13 protein-coding genes are annotated in these 15,800 nt (G+C 67.2%); 8 read left to right on the plus strand and 5 right to left on the minus strand.

Annotated features, from left to right (window positions below; all coding sequences use genetic code 11):
* Window positions 1-525: 525 nt before the first annotated feature.
* The 5 genes from HWX08_RS16120 (at window position 526) to cyoD (ending at window position 6,171) form a co-directional block, all read left to right on the plus strand.
* Window positions 526-2,055, plus strand: coding sequence for a complex I subunit 4 family protein (locus tag HWX08_RS16120; RefSeq protein ID WP_174921676.1), 1,530 nt, complete (start codon window positions 526-528; stop codon window positions 2,053-2,055).
* 277 nt (window positions 2,056-2,332) lie between these two features.
* Window positions 2,333-3,220, plus strand: coding sequence for a ubiquinol oxidase subunit II (gene cyoA, locus HWX08_RS16125; protein ID WP_069257032.1), 888 nt, complete (start codon window positions 2,333-2,335; stop codon window positions 3,218-3,220).
* A gap of 3 nt (window positions 3,221-3,223) precedes the next feature.
* Window positions 3,224-5,230, plus strand: coding sequence for a cytochrome o ubiquinol oxidase subunit I (cyoB, locus tag HWX08_RS16130; RefSeq protein WP_069257031.1), 2,007 nt, complete (start codon window positions 3,224-3,226; stop codon window positions 5,228-5,230).
* Window positions 5,230-5,838: a cytochrome o ubiquinol oxidase subunit III gene (gene cyoC / locus HWX08_RS16135; RefSeq protein ID WP_174921677.1), complete on the plus strand. Its 609-nt coding sequence runs from the start codon at window positions 5,230-5,232 to the stop codon at window positions 5,836-5,838. Before cyoB ends, cyoC begins: the two co-directional genes overlap by 1 nt.
* Window positions 5,839-6,171 carry a cytochrome o ubiquinol oxidase subunit IV gene (cyoD, locus tag HWX08_RS16140; protein ID WP_069257029.1) on the plus strand — a complete coding sequence of 111 codons (333 nt, stop codon included), beginning with the start codon at window positions 5,839-5,841 and terminating at the stop codon, window positions 6,169-6,171. It abuts the gene before it with no gap.
* A gap of 102 nt (window positions 6,172-6,273) precedes the next feature.
* Here cyoD and HWX08_RS16145 read toward each other — a convergent pair whose 3' ends face one another.
* Complete coding sequence (locus HWX08_RS16145; RefSeq protein WP_069257028.1) at window positions 6,274-6,573, minus strand: DUF4148 domain-containing protein; 300 nt, start codon at window positions 6,571-6,573, stop codon at window positions 6,274-6,276.
* Between the two features lie 216 nt (window positions 6,574-6,789).
* Between HWX08_RS16145 and HWX08_RS16150 the strand changes: the two genes are divergently transcribed.
* Genes HWX08_RS16150 through HWX08_RS16160 form a run of 3 tightly spaced genes read left to right on the plus strand, consistent with a single transcriptional unit; the run spans window position 6,790 to window position 9,552 of the window.
* Entirely contained in the window at window positions 6,790-7,464 is a 675-nt protein-coding gene (locus HWX08_RS16150; protein WP_174921678.1) for a response regulator transcription factor, read from the plus strand.
* Between the two features lie 11 nt (window positions 7,465-7,475).
* A complete protein-coding gene (locus HWX08_RS16155) occupies window positions 7,476-8,867 on the plus strand; it encodes a sensor histidine kinase (protein ID WP_174921679.1) in 1,392 nt (463 codons plus the stop codon).
* Between the two features lie 19 nt (window positions 8,868-8,886).
* Window positions 8,887-9,552: a response regulator transcription factor gene (locus HWX08_RS16160; RefSeq protein WP_069257026.1), complete on the plus strand. Its 666-nt coding sequence runs from the start codon at window positions 8,887-8,889 to the stop codon at window positions 9,550-9,552.
* A gap of 73 nt (window positions 9,553-9,625) precedes the next feature.
* Here the strand turns inward: HWX08_RS16160 and HWX08_RS16165 are convergent, their stop codons facing one another.
* The 4 genes from HWX08_RS16165 to HWX08_RS16180 all read right to left on the minus strand — a co-directional run bounded on the left by HWX08_RS16165 (window position 9,626) and on the right by HWX08_RS16180 (window position 15,787).
* On the minus strand, window positions 9,626-9,886 hold the full coding sequence (locus HWX08_RS16165) for a DUF4148 domain-containing protein (RefSeq protein ID WP_174921680.1): 261 nt from the start codon (window positions 9,884-9,886) through the stop codon (window positions 9,626-9,628).
* A 109-nt stretch (window positions 9,887-9,995) separates the two neighbouring features.
* On the minus strand, window positions 9,996-11,411 hold the full coding sequence (locus HWX08_RS16170) for an efflux transporter outer membrane subunit (protein WP_174921681.1): 1,416 nt from the start codon (window positions 11,409-11,411) through the stop codon (window positions 9,996-9,998).
* On the minus strand, window positions 11,404-12,579 hold the full coding sequence (locus HWX08_RS16175; RefSeq protein ID WP_174921682.1) for an efflux RND transporter periplasmic adaptor subunit: 1,176 nt from the start codon (window positions 12,577-12,579) through the stop codon (window positions 11,404-11,406). The genes HWX08_RS16170 and HWX08_RS16175 overlap by 8 nt, the downstream gene beginning before the upstream one ends.
* Window positions 12,569-15,787: an efflux RND transporter permease subunit gene (locus HWX08_RS16180; protein WP_174921683.1), complete on the minus strand. Its 3,219-nt coding sequence runs from the start codon at window positions 15,785-15,787 to the stop codon at window positions 12,569-12,571. Before HWX08_RS16180 ends, HWX08_RS16175 begins: the two co-directional genes overlap by 11 nt.
* Window positions 15,788-15,800 lie beyond the last annotated feature (13 nt).

Raw genomic sequence — 15,800 nt, forward strand, 5'->3', positions numbered from 1 at the left:
GATCATCACCGCGCGATGACGACGCGCACATGGGGTTCCCCGCGTCATCGTCGAATGCGATGGGAAGCGTGAAGCGAGCGGGTGGGGCGACCCCGGCCGGCCGCGCACAACGCGAAATGAAATAAAAATGAAAGTATTGTTGTAAGGAATTCGAGCCGCGCGCCGACCATTCCCTCGGGCATCGATAAGCTCGCTCCGACCCTCGGAAATGCGTGGCTCGCGTCAAAAATGCGGCACTGCGTCGATTTCCGCGCTCGACCTCATCCGCCAATACAAAAAATTACTCATAAAAATCAGAAGCATAGATTGGAGTGGAAAATCGATGTTCTGCTGCGCTGCAGAAAATAATCAATCGCCTTATGCTGGTTAACCCGATCGCATTTGAGCAGCGTCAAGTTATCCGCTGACGCCGCTTTACATTTTGCCAACACTGGCGATTCACGAAATCTATCTGTCGATTCGATTTCGTTCCTTTCGTCTCGCCTGTCACCGATGCAGTGCGCGACTTCATCAAGGCCTGTTGACATGCATGATTTCCCCTTCCTGAGCCTGGCCATCTGGGCTCCGATCCTGTTCGGCGCCGGTCTGCTGCGCGCCGGTTCCGACCGTCATCCCCGTCGAACGCGGCTGATCGCGCTCGCCGGTGCGCTGGTGGGGCTTGCCGCCGTCGTTCCGCTCGTCGCCGGTTTCGACGCGCATTCGGCCGCGATGCAGTTCGTCGAAAGCCGCAACTGGCTGGCGGCCTTCAATTCCGGATGGCGGGTCGGCATCGACGGCGCGTCGCTGTGGCTCGTCGTGCTGACCGCATTCACGACCGTCGTGGTCGTGGTGGCGTCATGGGAATCGGTCACGGTGCGCGTCGCGCAGTACTACGCGTCGTTCCTGATCCTGTCGGGGCTGATGGTCGGCGTGTTCGTCGCACAGGACGGACTGCTGTTCTTCATCTTCTTCGAGGCGACGCTGATACCGCTTTATCTGCTGATCGGCACGTGGGGGCGCGAGCGTCGCGTGTACGCTGCCGTGAAGTTCTTCTTCATCTCGTTCGCCGGGTCGCTGCTGCTGCTGATGGCGATGCTCTACCTGTACGCGCAGTCGCATACGTTCGACATGGCCGTGTGGCGCACGCTGCAGCTCGGCTTCGCGCCGCAGTTGCTGGTGTTCATCGGGTTCTTCGCCGCATTCGCGGTCAAGGTGCCGATGTGGCCGGTCCACACGTGGCTGAGCGACGTCTACACCGACGGCCCGACCGGCGCCGCGCTGATGCTCGCGATGCTCAAGCTCGGCGGCTACGGGTTCCTGCGCTTCGCGCTGCCGGTCACGCCCGATGCGAGCCACTTCTTCGCGCCGGCCGTGATCGCGCTGTCGCTGTTCGCGATCGTCTATGCGAGCCTGATCGCGCTCGCGCAGACCGATCTCGGCAAGCTGCTCGCGTATTCGACGGTCGCGCACATGGGGATCGTCACGCTCGGGCTGTTCCTGTTCAACCGGATCGGCGTCGAAGGCGCGATCGTGCAGCTCGTGTCGTACGGCTTCGTCGCGGGCGCGATGCTGTTGTGCGTGAACGTGCTCGTCGATCGCACGAAGCAGCGCGAGATTGCCGCGTACGGCGGTGTCGCGGGCGTAATGCCGCGTTTCGCGACCTTCACGGTGCTGTTCGCGATGGCCAACGTCGGCCTGCCGGGCACGTCGGGCTTCGTCGGCGAGTTCATGGTCATCATGGGCGCGATCCGTTTCAACTTCTGGATCGGCGCCATCGCGGCGCTCACGTTGATCCTCAGCGCGTCGTACACGCTGTGGATGCTCAAGCGCGTCGTGTTCGGCAAGGTCGCAACGCAGCGGATCGCGAAGCTCGCCGACCTGAACCGTCGCGAGATCGTGATGTTCGCGTCGCTCGCGCTGATCGTGCTCGCGGTCGGCATCGATCCGAAGCCGTTCACCGACGCTATCGATCCGACCGTCGGGCGGCTGATCGAAGACGCGAGCCATTCGAAGCTGCCGACCGGGGACGGCCCCGCGCAGCCGCTGCCGTCGTACATGGCGTCGACGCACGGCTGATCGCGGTACGGCGCGCGAGCAGCGCGCAACGCGCATCGCACGGCGGTGCAGTAGTTGCGTGCGCATCGATCGAGGCCAGGCACGACGCGCGCCGGGCCGGTTTCCGGCTGCGTGAAATTGCCCCGCGACAATGTGTCTCACGGCAGATTCTGCAATGATGATTTGCCGCATTGGCTGGTTTTTCATCGCACTCGCGCGACGTATGATTCGGCCACTTTCGTGGATCGAATGCGCATCGGGCATACGCAAACGGATTCAATGACCCTCGGGCTGTGTGATGAAAAGAAAAGCTTCAAAAGGCGGGGCGGCGCTGATGTCGATCGGCGCGGCTTTGAGCCTGTCAGGCTGTAATTTAGATGTACTAAATCCGAAAGGAAGCGTGGGTGCCGCCGAAAAGGCGCTGATCGCGACGTCCACCTGGGCGATGCTGATCGTCGTCGTGCCGGTGATCCTGCTCACGCTGTGGTTCGCATGGCGTTACCGCGCGTCCAACCGCAACGCCACCTACGCGCCGAACTGGTCGCACTCGACTGCGATCGAGGTCGTGATCTGGACGGTGCCGACACTGATCATCCTGTTCCTCGGCGTGCTCACGTGGAAGACCACGCACGAGCTCGATCCGTACAAGCCGCTCGAATCGTCGGTGAAGCCGATCGACGTCGAGGTGGTCGCGCTCGACTGGAAGTGGCTGTTCATCTATCCGGAGCTGGGCATCGCATCGGTGAACCAGCTCGCGATCCCGGTCGGCACGCCGGTGAACTTCCGCATCACGTCGGATTCGGTGATGAACTCGTTCTTCATCCCGCAGCTCGGCGGCCAGGTCTATGCGATGGCCGGCATGCAGACGCGCCTGCACCTGATCGCCGACGAGCCCGGCAACTACGCGGGCACGTCCGCCAACTTCAGCGGCCGCGGCTTCTCCGACATGAAGTTCCGCACGCTCGCCGAGCCGCGTGAGCAGTTCGATGCATGGGTGCAGAAGGTGAAGGCATCGCCGGAGCGGCTTGACGCGACCGTGTACGGCACCGTCGCGCAGCCGAGCGAGAAGGCGCCGGTGCGCTACTTCTCGTCGGTGGACCCGCGGCTCTTCCACAACATCATCGCGAAATACAACGATGGCCACGTCCTCGATCTGAAGGACGCCGCCTGCGGCACGAAGGGGTAACGCATGTTCGGCAAACTCACACTCTCGGCGATCCCGTTCGATCAGCCCATCATCATGGGGGCCGGCGCCTTCATGGGGCTGGTCGTGCTGGGCATCCTCGCCGCGCTGACGATCACCGGCCGGTGGAAATGGCTTTGGACGCAATGGCTGACCACGGTCGACCACAAGAAACTCGGCGTGATGTACATCATCGTCGCGCTGATCATGCTGCTGCGCGGCTTCGCCGACGCGATCATGATGCGCATGCAGCTCGCGCTCGCGTACAACGCGCCCGGCTACCTGCCGCCGCACCACTATGACCAGATCTTCACCGCGCACGGCGTGATCATGATCTTCTTCATGGCGATGGTGTTCATGGTCGGCCTGATGAACCTGGTCGTGCCTCTGCAGATCGGCGCGCGCGACGTCGCGTTCCCGTTCATCAACTCGCTGTCGTTCTGGATGACGGCGGTCAGCGCGATCCTGATCAACGTGTCGCTCGTGATCGGCGAATTCGCGCAGACGGGCTGGCTCGCGTACCCGCCGCTGTCGGAGCTGCAGTTCAGTCCGGGGGTAGGGGTCGACTACTACCTGTGGGCGCTGCAGATCTCGGGCGTCGGCACGCTGCTGACCGGCGTGAACTTCTTCGTGACGATTATCAAGATGCGCGCGCCGGGCATGACGCTGATGAAGATGCCGGTGTTCACGTGGACGGCGCTCTGCACGAACGTGCTGATCATGGCATCGTTCCCGATCCTGACCGCGACGCTCGCGCTGCTCGGCCTCGACCGCTACCTCGGCATGCACTTCTTCACGAACGAAGCCGGCGGCAACGCGATGCTGTACCTGAACCTGATCTGGGCGTGGGGCCATCCGGAGGTGTACATCCTGATCCTGCCGGCGTTCGGGATCTTCTCGGAAGTCATCGCGACGTTCGCGAAGAAGCCGCTGTTCGGCTACAAGACGATGGTGTACGCGACCTGCGCGATCATGGTGCTGTCGTTCCTCGTGTGGCTGCATCACTTCTTCACGATGGGCTCGGGTGCGAACGTGAACGCGTTCTTCGGGATCATGACGATGATCATCGCGATTCCGACCGGCGTGAAGGTGTTCAACTGGCTGTTCACGATGTATCGCGGCCGGATCGAATTCACGACGCCCGTGCTGTGGACGATCGGCTTCATGGTCACGTTCACGCTCGGCGGCATGACCGGCGTGATGATGGCGATTCCCGGCGCGGACTTCGTGCTGCACAACAGCCTGTTCCTGATCGCGCACTTCCACAACGTGATCATCGGCGGCGTGCTGTTCGGTTATCTCGCGGGCTTCAACTACTGGTTCCCGAAGGCATTCGGCTTCAAGCTGAACGAGAAGCTCGGCAAGGCCGCGTTCTGGTTCTGGCAGGTCGGCTTCTACGTCGCGTTCGTGCCGCTCTACGTGCTCGGCTTCATGGGCATGACGCGCCGCCTGAACCATTACGACAACCCGGCGTGGCATCCGTGGCTGCTGGTCGCCGCGTTCGGCGCGGTGCTGATCGCGATCGGCATTGCGTGCCAGCTGCTGCAGCTGGTGGTCAGCATCCGCAACCGCCACCTGCCCGAGTATCGCGACACGACGGGCGATCCGTGGGGCGGCCGCACGCTGGAGTGGGCGACCTCGTCGCCGCCGGCCGATTACAACTTCGCGGTGATCCCGCAGGTGCGCACGCTCGACGCGTATGCGGACATGAAGGCACGCGGCGAAGGCCGGCCGGACCCGGCGTCGATCCGCGACATCCACATGCCGTCGAATACCTGCGCGGGCCTCGTGATCGCGGTCTTCAGCCTGGTGCTCGGCTTCGCGCTGGTGTGGCACATCTGGTGGATGGCGATAGGCGGGCTCGTCGGGATCGTCGCGACGCTCGTGATCTACAGCTCGCGCGACAACGACGGCTATTACATTCCCGCGTCGACGGTGCGGAAGACCGAAGACAGGCAGCCGACGAAGCGCGTGGCCGCGCGCGTCGACGACGTCGAACTGGAGGCCAACTGATGTTGCAGAAAACCTTGAGCGCAACCCTGCTCGAGCACGACGACCATCCGCCGTCGCATTCGGTGTTCGGGTTCTGGCTGTACCTGATGACCGACTGCGTGATCTTCGCGGCGCTGTTCGCGACGTTCGCGGTGCTCGGCCACCAGTACGCGGGCGGGCAGACCGCGAAGGACCTGTTCGACATTCCGGGCGTCGCGGTGGAAACCGCCGCGCTGCTGCTGTCGAGCATCACGTACGGCTTCGCGATGCTCGCCGCATACAAGCAGCGGCGCGGCGCGCTGCTCGCGTGGCTCGCGGTGACGTTCGTGCTCGGCGCGGCGTTTCTCGCGATGGAGCTGCGCGAGTTCTCGCACCTGATCGCGGAAGGGGCGGGCCCGCAGCGCAGTGCGTTCCTGTCGGCGTTCTTCACGCTGGTCGGCACGCACGGGCTGCACGTGACGGCCGGCCTGCTGTGGATGATCGTGCTTGCCGGGCAGATCGTGTTGCGCGGCGGCGACCTGACCGATCGCGACCTGCGACGCCTGACGTGCCTGAGCCTCTTCTGGCACTTCCTCGACATCGTGTGGATCTGCGTGTTTTCCTTTGTCTATCTCGCGAGCGTGATCTAAATGGCCCATTCGCATTCGTCTCAACTCGAAGAAGGGCACGGCAGTGTCGGCGGCTACGTCGCCGGCTTCATCCTGTCGGTGCTGCTCACGGCCGCGTCGTTCGGCCTCGTGATGGGCGGCGCGCTGTCGCCGCACGCGTCGCTGATCGCGCTGGCCGTGCTCGCGTTCGTGCAGATCGTCGTGCATCTCGTGTACTTCCTGCACATGAACGGCTCGTCGGGCCAGCGCTGGAACGTGATGGCGTTCAGCTACACGGTGCTGACGGCGGCGATCCTGATCGTCGGCACGTTGTGGGTGATGCACAACGTCAGCATGAACATGATGTCGCGCTGAGCGGCATCCACGCGCAGCGATCGATATCCATGCGTGTGTTCATGAAAAAAGGCGGCACGCGCGTGCCGCCTTTTTTCGTCCGTGTCGCGCCGCGTAGCGGGATCAGTGTCGAGCGCCCGCGTCGGCGGTCAGCGCATGCGAGCAGTCGGCGCGGTACTCGGCGGCGAGCCGCTGTTTCGCACCGTCGAGATCGTCGGGATAGTACGGGCTCGCGTGTGCCGGCTCGTAGCCGACCTGTTCGAGTTCGCTCAGCTCGCGCACGAGGTCCGCACGCGTGACGTCGTGGCCGGTGTGGACGAACGGATACGCGTTGCATTGCTGCGGGGTCAGGTGAGGTGCCGCGAGTGCGGCGCCGCTCGCGCATGCGAGCAGCATGCAGGCGACGGTAGTCGACAGTTTCATCCGGTAGCTCCTGGTTTCGCGGCCCGATGCCGCATGACGTCAGCGTAGGCGGTGCGCGCGACGGCGCGGGCGACGCACGGATGAAACATGTTTCACCCGTACGCGGTGGCGCCTGATGAAGCAATTTTCATGAAAGGCAGGACGGCAACCGGCTCGTCTACGATAGTTGCGGGCGCATCGCATGCGCCCGTCATGACGTTCATTGCGAGGGCAACGATGCGAGTACTCACGGTCGAGGACGATGCGGTGACCGCGAACGAAATCGTCGGCGAACTGGTCGCACGCGGGTTCGAGGTCGACTGGATCGACAACGGCCGCGAAGGGATGATGCGCGCGATGAGCGCATCGTACGACGCGATCACGCTCGACCGGATGCTACCGGGCGTGGATGGCCTCGCGATCGTCACCGCGATGCGTACGGTCGGTATCGATACGCCGGTGCTGATGCTGAGCGCACTCGGCGACGTGGATGAGCGTATCCGCGGGCTGCGCGCGGGCGGTGACGATTACCTGACGAAACCGTTCGATTCGGGCGAACTGAGCGCGCGCATCGAAGTGCTGCTGCGCCGCCGGCAGGCATCGGACGTGCCCCAGCAGACGCTGTTGAAAGTCGGGGCGCTCGAGCTCGACCTCATTTCGCGCTGCGCGCGGCGCGGAGGCGACGAGATTCAGCTGTTGCCGACCGAGTTCCGCGTGCTCGAATTCATGATGCGCAACGCGGGGCAGACGATCACGCGCACGATGCTGTTCGAGGCCGTGTGGGGCTATCACTTCGATCCGGGCACCAACCTGATCGACGTCCACATGGGCCGGTTGCGCAGGAAGATCGATCCGCCGGGCGCGGACCCGATGATCCAGACGGTGCGCGGCTCGGGCTACATGCTCGCATGACGGAGGCCCGGATGGATGCGGCTCGCGCGGCGAACTTCACGCGCCGCTGGCACACGACGACGTTTCGCTGGCTGTGCGCGTATGCGGCGATCTTCTCGGTGTCGCTGCTGCTGCTCGCGGGCGTGATCAGCGTGGCCGCGACGCACACGATGGCGCGCGATACCGACGAAGTGCTCGCATGGCAACTGATCTATTTCGATTCGATTCCCGACGCCGAACTGCCGCTCGCGATCCACCGGCGGCTCGAGCACGAGCACATGCATACCAGTTTCTACGGGCTGTTCGATGCGAACGGGCGCCGTGTGGCCGGGGATATCGCGACACCGCCCGCGCTGCGCGCGGATCGCAACGGACGCACGTTGAACCGCACGCTTGCGCCGCTCGACGGCCAGCCCGCACCGATCACGCGTGCGATGGCCGTACGCCGCGACAACGGGATGACGCTGGTCGTCGCGCGCGACCTGTCGCATTTCATCCAGATTCGCGACGTCGCGATCCGCGGGCTCGTGATCGGCGGCGTGATGATCCTGATCGCGGGCATCGCGGGCGGCAGCATGCTCGGCATGCGGCAGATGCGCCGTGTCGCCGCGATCCGGCGCGTCACGCGGCAGATCGCGGAAGGCGATCTCGGCAAGCGGCTGCCGGTCGGACGCTACGACGAACTCGATCTGCTCGCGCATCTCGTGAACCACATGCTCGACGAAGTCGAGCGGCTGATGGGGGAGGTGCGCCATACCTGCGACGGTATCGCGCACGACCTGCGCACGCCGCTCGCACGCGTGCACACGATGCTGGCCCGGCTCGCGGAGCAGCCGTTTTGCGCGGACGACCCGGCGTCGTCGGCACTGCTCGCGTCGGCGCGCGACGAGACCGACCGGCTGCTCGAACGCTTTCGCGCGATGCTGCGGATCTCCGAGATCGGCACGCTGAGCCGGCGCGGCGGCTTTGCCGCCGTCGACGTCGCGGCATTGCTGCACGACGTATGCGAGCTGTACGAACCGCTGGCCGAAGCCGTGGACGTGTCGTTCGAACTCGACGTGGCATCGGTCGAGCGCATTCACGGCGATCGCGCGTTGCTGTTCGAGGCCTTCAGCAATCTCGCGGACAACGCAATCAAGTTCACGCCACCGGGCGGCCGCGTGCGCGTTGCGCTCGATGCGGCGCCGGGCGGGCCGCTCGTCCGGTTTGAAGACACAGGGCCCGGGATCCCGCCCGGCGAACGCGACGCGGTGCTCGAGCGCTTCTATCGAGGCGAGCGCACGCGCCATGTGAGCGGCTCGGGGCTGGGGCTGAGCATCGTGTCGGCCGTGATGCGCGTGCACGGCTTCGCGTTGCGGATCGGCGATGCGCCGCTGGCCGGGGCGGCGATCACGGTCGAATGCTGGCCGCGCTCGCTCGCGTGACGACGTCGGAGACCGGTCGATGCGCATCCTGCTGATTGCGTCGCCGAATCCGGAAGCGGCGCGGCTCGACAAGGCATTTCGCGAGAGCATGCATGGTGTCGAGCGTGTCGACGGATGGCGCGACGGCTGCTTCGTGGCGACGCAGGACCGGTTCGACGCGATCGTGATCGTTGCGCCCGACCCGGCTGCGGGCCCGGCTATCCTCGATGCATTGCCGCGACTTGCCGCATCGGCCGCGGGCGCGACGATCGCCGCGATCGTTGCCGGCACGACGCCCGCGCAGCGCGCACGGATGCTGCAGGCCGGTTGCGACGTGTGTCTTGCCCATCCCTGTTCGTTCGTGGAACTGCACGAGCGGTTGCGCGCGCTGTGGCGCCGCTCGGGCGTCATCGCGATACGCGAGCCGGTCCGGCTCGACGCGGCTACGCGCGCACTCGAAGAGCGTGGCCGGAAGCTGGCGCTCAGCACACGGGAATTCCGGCTCGTCGAATGCCTGCTGCGCGAAGCGGGGCGACCGGTGGGGCGCGATGCCGTGCTGCGTTATGCGTGGGGCGATGCCGACGTCGAACCCGAGACGGTCAATGCGCTGGTCGTGCGGCTGCGGCGCAAGCTGGCCGCGCACGCTTTTTCCGCGCGTATCGAAACGGTTGCGCGATTCGGATTCAGGTTCGACGCGGGCGAGTGACGACGCGGTATGGCGCCGTGCTCGCGGATGTCACGCACGCCGCGCGTCGCGCGGCATGCGCGAATGCGTGCGGTCAGTGCGAATAGAGTTCGCGGTCGAGCTGCGCGAGCTGGCCGTCGCGTTCGGCCTCGACGAGTTCGCGATAGACCTGTGCGCGAGTCAGCGGCGTTGCCGCCCGCGCATTCCATGCCGGTTGTGCCGACGACGACGGTGCGGCCGCAGCCGCGGCGAGCGTCTGCGTCGCAGTCGCGATGTCGTGCTGCGTGGCGCCGGCCCGGCCGGGCAGCGCGACGCAGAGGGCGCAGAGCAGGGTAGCGAACATCAGTGTCTTCATGGCGTGCTCCTTTCAGGTGACGGTGGCGGGCGCCGCGATGGCGATGCCGGCAGGATCGACGTTATCGGGCGCGCCGGTTCGGGCGGCCGGCACGCCGATGAAGAATCGTTCATGAACCCGCGTCGTGCCAGCCGCCGCCGAGTGCGCGTACGAGCCCGACGGATGCCTGCAGGCGCCGCGCGTCGACGTCGAGCGACGCGATCCGCGTATCGAGTTCGGTCGTCTGCGCGGTGACCACGTCGAGATAGCTGACCGCGCCGTCGCGATAGCGCGACATCGCCAGCGCGAGCGAATGCCGCGCCGCGGCGCGCGCCGCGTCGTCCTGGTCCGATTCGTCGCCGAGGCGGTGCAACTGCGCCAGCTCGTCCTCGACTTCGCGGAACGCCTGCAGCACCACCGCGCGGTAGCGCGCGCCCTGTTCGTCGAACTGCGCACGCGCGTTGCGTACGCCGGCGGCGCGCCGGCCCCCGTCGAACAGCGTCGTCGCGAGACGCGGTCCGAGCGACCAGATCTCGTTTGGCGCGGCGAGCCACGGCGAAAACGTGTCGCTCTGGAATCCGGCGTCGAGGCCGAGCGACAGGTCGGGAAAGTACGCGGCGCGTGCGACGCCGATCCGCGCGTTCGCGGCCGCGACGCGGCGCTCGGCCGCGGCGACGTCCGGCCGGCGCTCGAGCAGCGTCGACGCGAGCCCCGTCGGAATCGACGGCACGCCCGGCAGCGCAGCCACGGGCGGCAGCGAGAACGTCGACGCCGATTCGCCCACGAGTGCCGCGATCGCGTGCTCGTCGAGCGCGCGACGCGCGGCGATGTCGGACGCGCGTGCCCGGGCGAGCGCGAGCTGTGTTTGCGCACGCGATACGTCGAGCCCCGATGCGAGACCGCCGCGATGGCGGCTGACGGTGAGTTGCCACGCACGGCGGTACGTGTCGATCGTCTGCGCGAGCGTGTCCGCTTCACGGTCGAGTCCTGCGAGGTCGAAGTAGGTGCTGGCGACGCCGGCCTGCAGGCTGAGCCGGACCGACGCGAGCGCGTCGTCGGCTGCCTGCGCATCGTCGCGACCCGCCGCGACCGTGTTGCGGACCTTGCCCCACAGATCGACGTCGTAGCCGAATCCCGCGTCGAGCGTGTTCGATTCGTAGACGTCGGGCTGGCCGCTGCCGCGCAACGGCCGGCGCGCGGACTGACGGTCGCGGTTCGTTTCGGCACCGATGCCGAGGGTCGGCAACAACGCGGCATGCGCGCCGTCGAACAGCGCGACGGCTTCGTCGTGCCTCGCGACGGCGGCGGCCAGGTCGGGATTCGCGCGGGCGACGAGCGGTTCGAGCCGATCGAGTGTCGCGTCGCCGTATACGCGCCACCAGCCGTCGCGCGGCAGGCGATCGGCCGGCGCGGCATCGACCCATGCGCCCGTTTCGCGAAACGCGGCCGGCACGGGAACGGCCGGCGCACGATAGGTCGGCGCCAACGAGCAGCCGGCGAGCAGCGCTACGCTGCCCAGCCACACGGCAAGCAGTCGGTCAGCCATGCGCACGCTCCGTCGGCGCGGCGCCGGCGATACGCACGGGGTCGCCGTCCGCGAGCGAATCGGGCGGATTGTCGATCACGCGGTCGGCCGCCGCGAGCCCCGACGCGAGCACCACGCGCGTGCCGAGATCGGTCGCGATCGCCACGTTGCGCAGCCGTGCATGCCCGGTTGCGTCGAGCACGGCGACCTGCAACCCGTCGTGACGGAAGATCAGCGTGCTCGCCGGAATCGACAGCGCGTGCGCGGCGCCCGGCATCGCGATGCGCACCTGCGCGTATTCGCCCGGGAACAGCGTGCCTGCCGGGTTGGCGATCGAGAATTGCGCGAGCAGCGTGCCGGACGCCGGATCGATCGACTGGGCGGAATCCGCGAGCGTGGCGTCGAACGTGATGCCGGGGCGCTCTGGCACGGTCAGCGCGACATGCATGCCCGCGTGGATCGCGGCCGCGTCGTCTTGCGGGACGTGCACGTACAGCCGCAGCCGTCGCGCGTCCGACACGGTGAAGAGCTCGGCGCCGTTGCCGCTGCCCGCGTCGATCAGCGCGCCGACATCGGTCTTGCGGGCCGTCACGATGCCGTCGAACGGCGCGGTGAGCCGCTTGAACGATTCGAGCGCTTCGAGTCGCCGGACGTTGGCGGTGCTCGCCGCGACGGCCGCGCGTTTCGCATCGAGGTCGCTGCGTTTCTCGTCGGCTTCCTGCCGCGAGACGGAATCCTGCGCGAGCATCTCGGCCCAGCGGGCAGCGGTGACGGCCGCGAGCCGTTCGTTCGCGCTCGCGCTCTGCAGGTCGGCGCGTGCCTGCTGCAACTGCTGGTCGAGATCGGGTGTGTCGATCGACGCGAGCAACTGGCCGGCCTTCACGTGCGCGCCGATGTCCGCGTACCACGCGTGCAGGTAGCCCGGCACGCGCGCGTAGATCGGCGCGTCGACGTACGCGTCGAGCCGGCCGGGCAGCACCAGCGCGTCGGCCGCGGCCGGCTGCGGCGCCACCGTCGCGACGGTCGGGATCGCCTGTTGCGCGGTCCACGCGGCGACCGCGTGCGCATCGTGCAGGCGTGCGACGAGGCCGGCCGCCGCGACCGCAAGCGCGGCGACGGCGCCCGCGATCGCGAGCGGTTTCAGATAGCGCGGCGTGCCGGGGGGGCGGACTTCGAATTCAGTGGACATGCTGTTCTCCCGGGGTGAGGGACAGGGATTCGGAACGGGGCGCGCGATCGCGCCGGTGGACGAGGCTGAACACGACGGGCACGAACACCAGTGTCGCGACGGTGGCGCACAGCAGGCCGCCGATGACCGCGCGGCCGAGCGGCGCGTTCTGCTCTCCGCCGTCGCCGAGGCCGAGCGCCATCGGCGCCATGCCGATGATCATCGCGAGCGCGGTCATCATCACGGGCCGAAACCGCGTGAAGCCGGCCTCGAGCGCGGCGACGGCCGCGTCGGCGGTATGCGCGAGCCGTTCGCGCGCGAAGGTCACGACGAGGATGCTGTTCGCGGTTGCGACGCCCATGCACAGGATCGCGCCCGTCAAGGCGGGCACCGACAGCGGCGTGCGCGTGACGAACAGCATCCAGACGATGCCGGCGAGCGCCGCGGGCAGGCCGCTCACGATCACGAATGCGTCGCGCCACGAATGGAAGTTGACGACGATCAGCAGGTAGATCAGCAGGACCGCGCCGGCGAGGCCCGCGAGCAGGCCGCCGAACGCGCTGTTCATCGTCTGCACCTGACCGCGCAGGGTCACGCGCGATCCCTTGGGCAAGCCGGCCGCGTTCGCGCGCAGCACGCGTTCGATGTCGGCGCTGACCGCCCCGAGATCGCGATCCTGCGTCGTCGCGAAGATGTCGTACAGCGGGGCGATGTCGTAGTGCGACACGACCGCGTCGGTCTGGCCGCGCACGATTGTCGCGAGCCCGCCGAGCAGTTGCGGCGTGCCCGAGCGGCCCGTGACGGGCAACGCGCGCAGGTCCGACAGCGACGTCATCCGGTACTGGGGCGTCTGCGCGACGATCGGATACGACACGCCGTTGTGCGGATCGAGCCAGTAGGTCGGCGACACCTGGCTCGTGCCGGACAGGCTGGCGACCACGGCATTCGTGACGTCCTGCTCGGTGATGCCGAGTTGCGCGGCGCGCGTGCGGTCGACCGACACCGTGAACTGCGGATAGGTCGACGCCTGCTGCACGCGCGCGTCCGCGACGCCCGGCACGCTGCGGATGCGCCGCAGCAGGGCGGCGGCATACGCGCGGTTGGCGGCACGGTCGGGGCCCGTCACCTGCACGTCGATCGGCGCGGGCGCGCCGAAGTTGAGGATCTGGCTCACGATGTCGGCGGGCAGGAACGAGAACGTCACGCCGGGAAACGCGCGCGGCAGTTGCGTACGCAACTGCCTGACATAGTCGGCCGTGGGCGCGTGATCGCCCGTGAGCGACACGAGGATGTCGCCGTCCTGCGGGCCGATCGTGCCGCTGTTGCTGTACGTCAGGTTGATCCCGCTGTTCGGCAGGCCCATGTTGTCGACGATGCTCGCGACTGCGCGCGGCGGCACGACGTCGCGCACCGTCTGCTCGACGTGGTCGAACAGCGCGGCCGTTTCCTCGATGCGCGTGCCGATCGGTGCGCGCACGTGGATCGCGATTTCGCCCGCGTCGACCGACGGGAAGAAATTGCGGCCGAGCCATGGCACCAGCGCGAACGACACCGCGACCGCGGCAACGAACAGCGTGACGAAGCGCGCGCGATGCACGAGCGCGAGGCCGAGCACGGCGCGGTAGCCGGCGCGCAGTGCCGCGAAGCGGCGCTCGAACCCGTGCTGGAACGCGACGAGCGGATGGCGCGCGCGCGGCGGCGGGAACGGCGCACCGTGCGGCGCGAGCGCGGCCGCCGGATGCGCGGCATGCGGCTTCAACAGGTAGCGGGCCATCGTCGGCACGAACGTGCGCGACAGCACGAACGACGCGATCATCGCGAAGATCACGGCTTCGGCCATCGGGACGAACAGGAAGCGGGCCACGCCGTCGAGCAGCAGCATCGGCACGAACACGATGCAGATGCACAGCAGCGACACGAACGCCGGCGCGACGATCTGCGACGCGCCGTCGAGGATCGCATCGCGCACGTTCTTGCCCTGTTCGAGATGCCAGTTCACGTTCTCGATCGTGACGGTGGCATCGTCGACGAGAATGCCGACCGCGAGCGCGAGGCCGCCGAGCGTCATCACGTTGAGCGTCTCGCCCACGGCCGCGAGCGCCGCGATCGCGGCCAGCACGGCGAGCGGAATGGACGCGGCGATGATCAGCGTCGAGCGCCAGCTGCCGAGGAACAGCAGGATCATCGCCGACGTGAGTGCGGCGGCGATCAGGCCTTCGCGCGCCACGCCGCTCACGGCGCCCTTGACGAACACCGACTGGTCGCCCATCACGACGAGCCTGAGCGACGGCGGCAGCGTCGCCTCGATGCGCGGCAACTGCGCCTTGACGCCTGCGATGATGTCGAGCGTCGATGCCGAGCCGCTTTTCAGCACGCTCATCAGCACCGCGCGACGGCTGTCGACGCGCACGATGTTGCCCTGAGGAGGAAAGCCGTCGCGGACGTGCGCGACGTCGCGCATGAAGATCACCGCGCCGTTCACGGTCCGGATCGGCAGCGCATTGATCTGGTCGATGGTCAGCGGGCTGTCGTTGAGCCGGATGTTGTATTCGTAGCCGCCGATCTTCTGCGTGCCGGCCGGAATGATCTGGTTCTGCTGCGCGAGCGCGGTGGCGACGTCCTGTGCGGACAGCCCCTTGGCCTGCAGCGCCTGCGGATCGAGGTCGATCTGCACCTGGCGCACCTTGCCGCCGTACGGCGACGGAATCGCGACCCCCGCGACGGACAGCAACTGCGGCCGGATCACGTTGGTGGCGTAGTCGCCGAGCTGCTGCTCGTCGAGCGTGTCGCTCGTCAGCGCCAGTTGCAGCACGGGCACGGTCGACGCGTTGTAGTTGAGGATCTGCGGCGGCGTGGTGCCCGGCGGCATCTGCTTGAGCACGGTCTGCGAGATCGACGTGACTTGCGCGGTCGCGGTGCGGATGTCGACGCTCGGCTGGAAGAAGATCTTGACGATCCCGAAGCTGCGAAACGACTGCGACTCGATGTGCGCGACGTCGTTGACCGTCGTGCCGAGCGTGCGTTCGTAGTAGGTGACGATGCGCCCGGCCATGTCGGCCGGTTGCAGGCCCGCGTAATTCCACACGACGCTGATGACCGGAATCCGGATGTCGGGGAAGATGTCGGTCGGCGTGCGCAGCGCCGCGAGCGGCCCCGCGATCAGGATCAGCAGCGCGAGGACGATGAAGGTGTAGGGGCGCGCGAGCGCGAGTCGGACGAGTTTCAGCATCGGCGAGGTCTCC

The organism is Burkholderia metallica, assembly GCF_902832845.1.
Classification (GTDB): Bacteria; Pseudomonadota; Gammaproteobacteria; order Burkholderiales; family Burkholderiaceae; genus Burkholderia; species Burkholderia metallica.

Bases quoted from the DNA above. Each gene is read 5' to 3' on its own strand.
- HWX08_RS16120 (WP_174921676.1), top strand. From the start codon at position 526: ATGCATGATTTCCCCTTCCTGAGCCTGGCCATCTGGGCTCCGATCCTG.
- cyoA (WP_069257032.1), top strand. From the start codon at position 2,333: ATGAAAAGAAAAGCTTCAAAAGGCGGGGCGGCGCTGATGTCGATCGGC.
- cyoB (WP_069257031.1), top strand. From the start codon at position 3,224: ATGTTCGGCAAACTCACACTCTCGGCGATCCCGTTCGATCAGCCCATC.
- cyoC (WP_174921677.1), top strand. From the start codon at position 5,230: ATGTTGCAGAAAACCTTGAGCGCAACCCTGCTCGAGCACGACGACCAT.
- cyoD (WP_069257029.1), top strand. From the start codon at position 5,839: ATGGCCCATTCGCATTCGTCTCAACTCGAAGAAGGGCACGGCAGTGTC.
- HWX08_RS16145 (WP_069257028.1), bottom strand. From the start codon at position 6,573: ATGAAACTGTCGACTACCGTCGCCTGCATGCTGCTCGCATGCGCGAGC.
- HWX08_RS16150 (WP_174921678.1), top strand. From the start codon at position 6,790: ATGCGAGTACTCACGGTCGAGGACGATGCGGTGACCGCGAACGAAATC.
- HWX08_RS16155 (WP_174921679.1), top strand. From the start codon at position 7,476: ATGGATGCGGCTCGCGCGGCGAACTTCACGCGCCGCTGGCACACGACG.
- HWX08_RS16160 (WP_069257026.1), top strand. From the start codon at position 8,887: ATGCGCATCCTGCTGATTGCGTCGCCGAATCCGGAAGCGGCGCGGCTC.
- HWX08_RS16165 (WP_174921680.1), bottom strand. From the start codon at position 9,886: ATGAAGACACTGATGTTCGCTACCCTGCTCTGCGCCCTCTGCGTCGCG.
- HWX08_RS16170 (WP_174921681.1), bottom strand. From the start codon at position 11,411: ATGGCTGACCGACTGCTTGCCGTGTGGCTGGGCAGCGTAGCGCTGCTC.
- HWX08_RS16175 (WP_174921682.1), bottom strand. From the start codon at position 12,579: ATGTCCACTGAATTCGAAGTCCGCCCCCCCGGCACGCCGCGCTATCTG.
- HWX08_RS16180 (WP_174921683.1), bottom strand. From the start codon at position 15,787: ATGCTGAAACTCGTCCGACTCGCGCTCGCGCGCCCCTACACCTTCATC.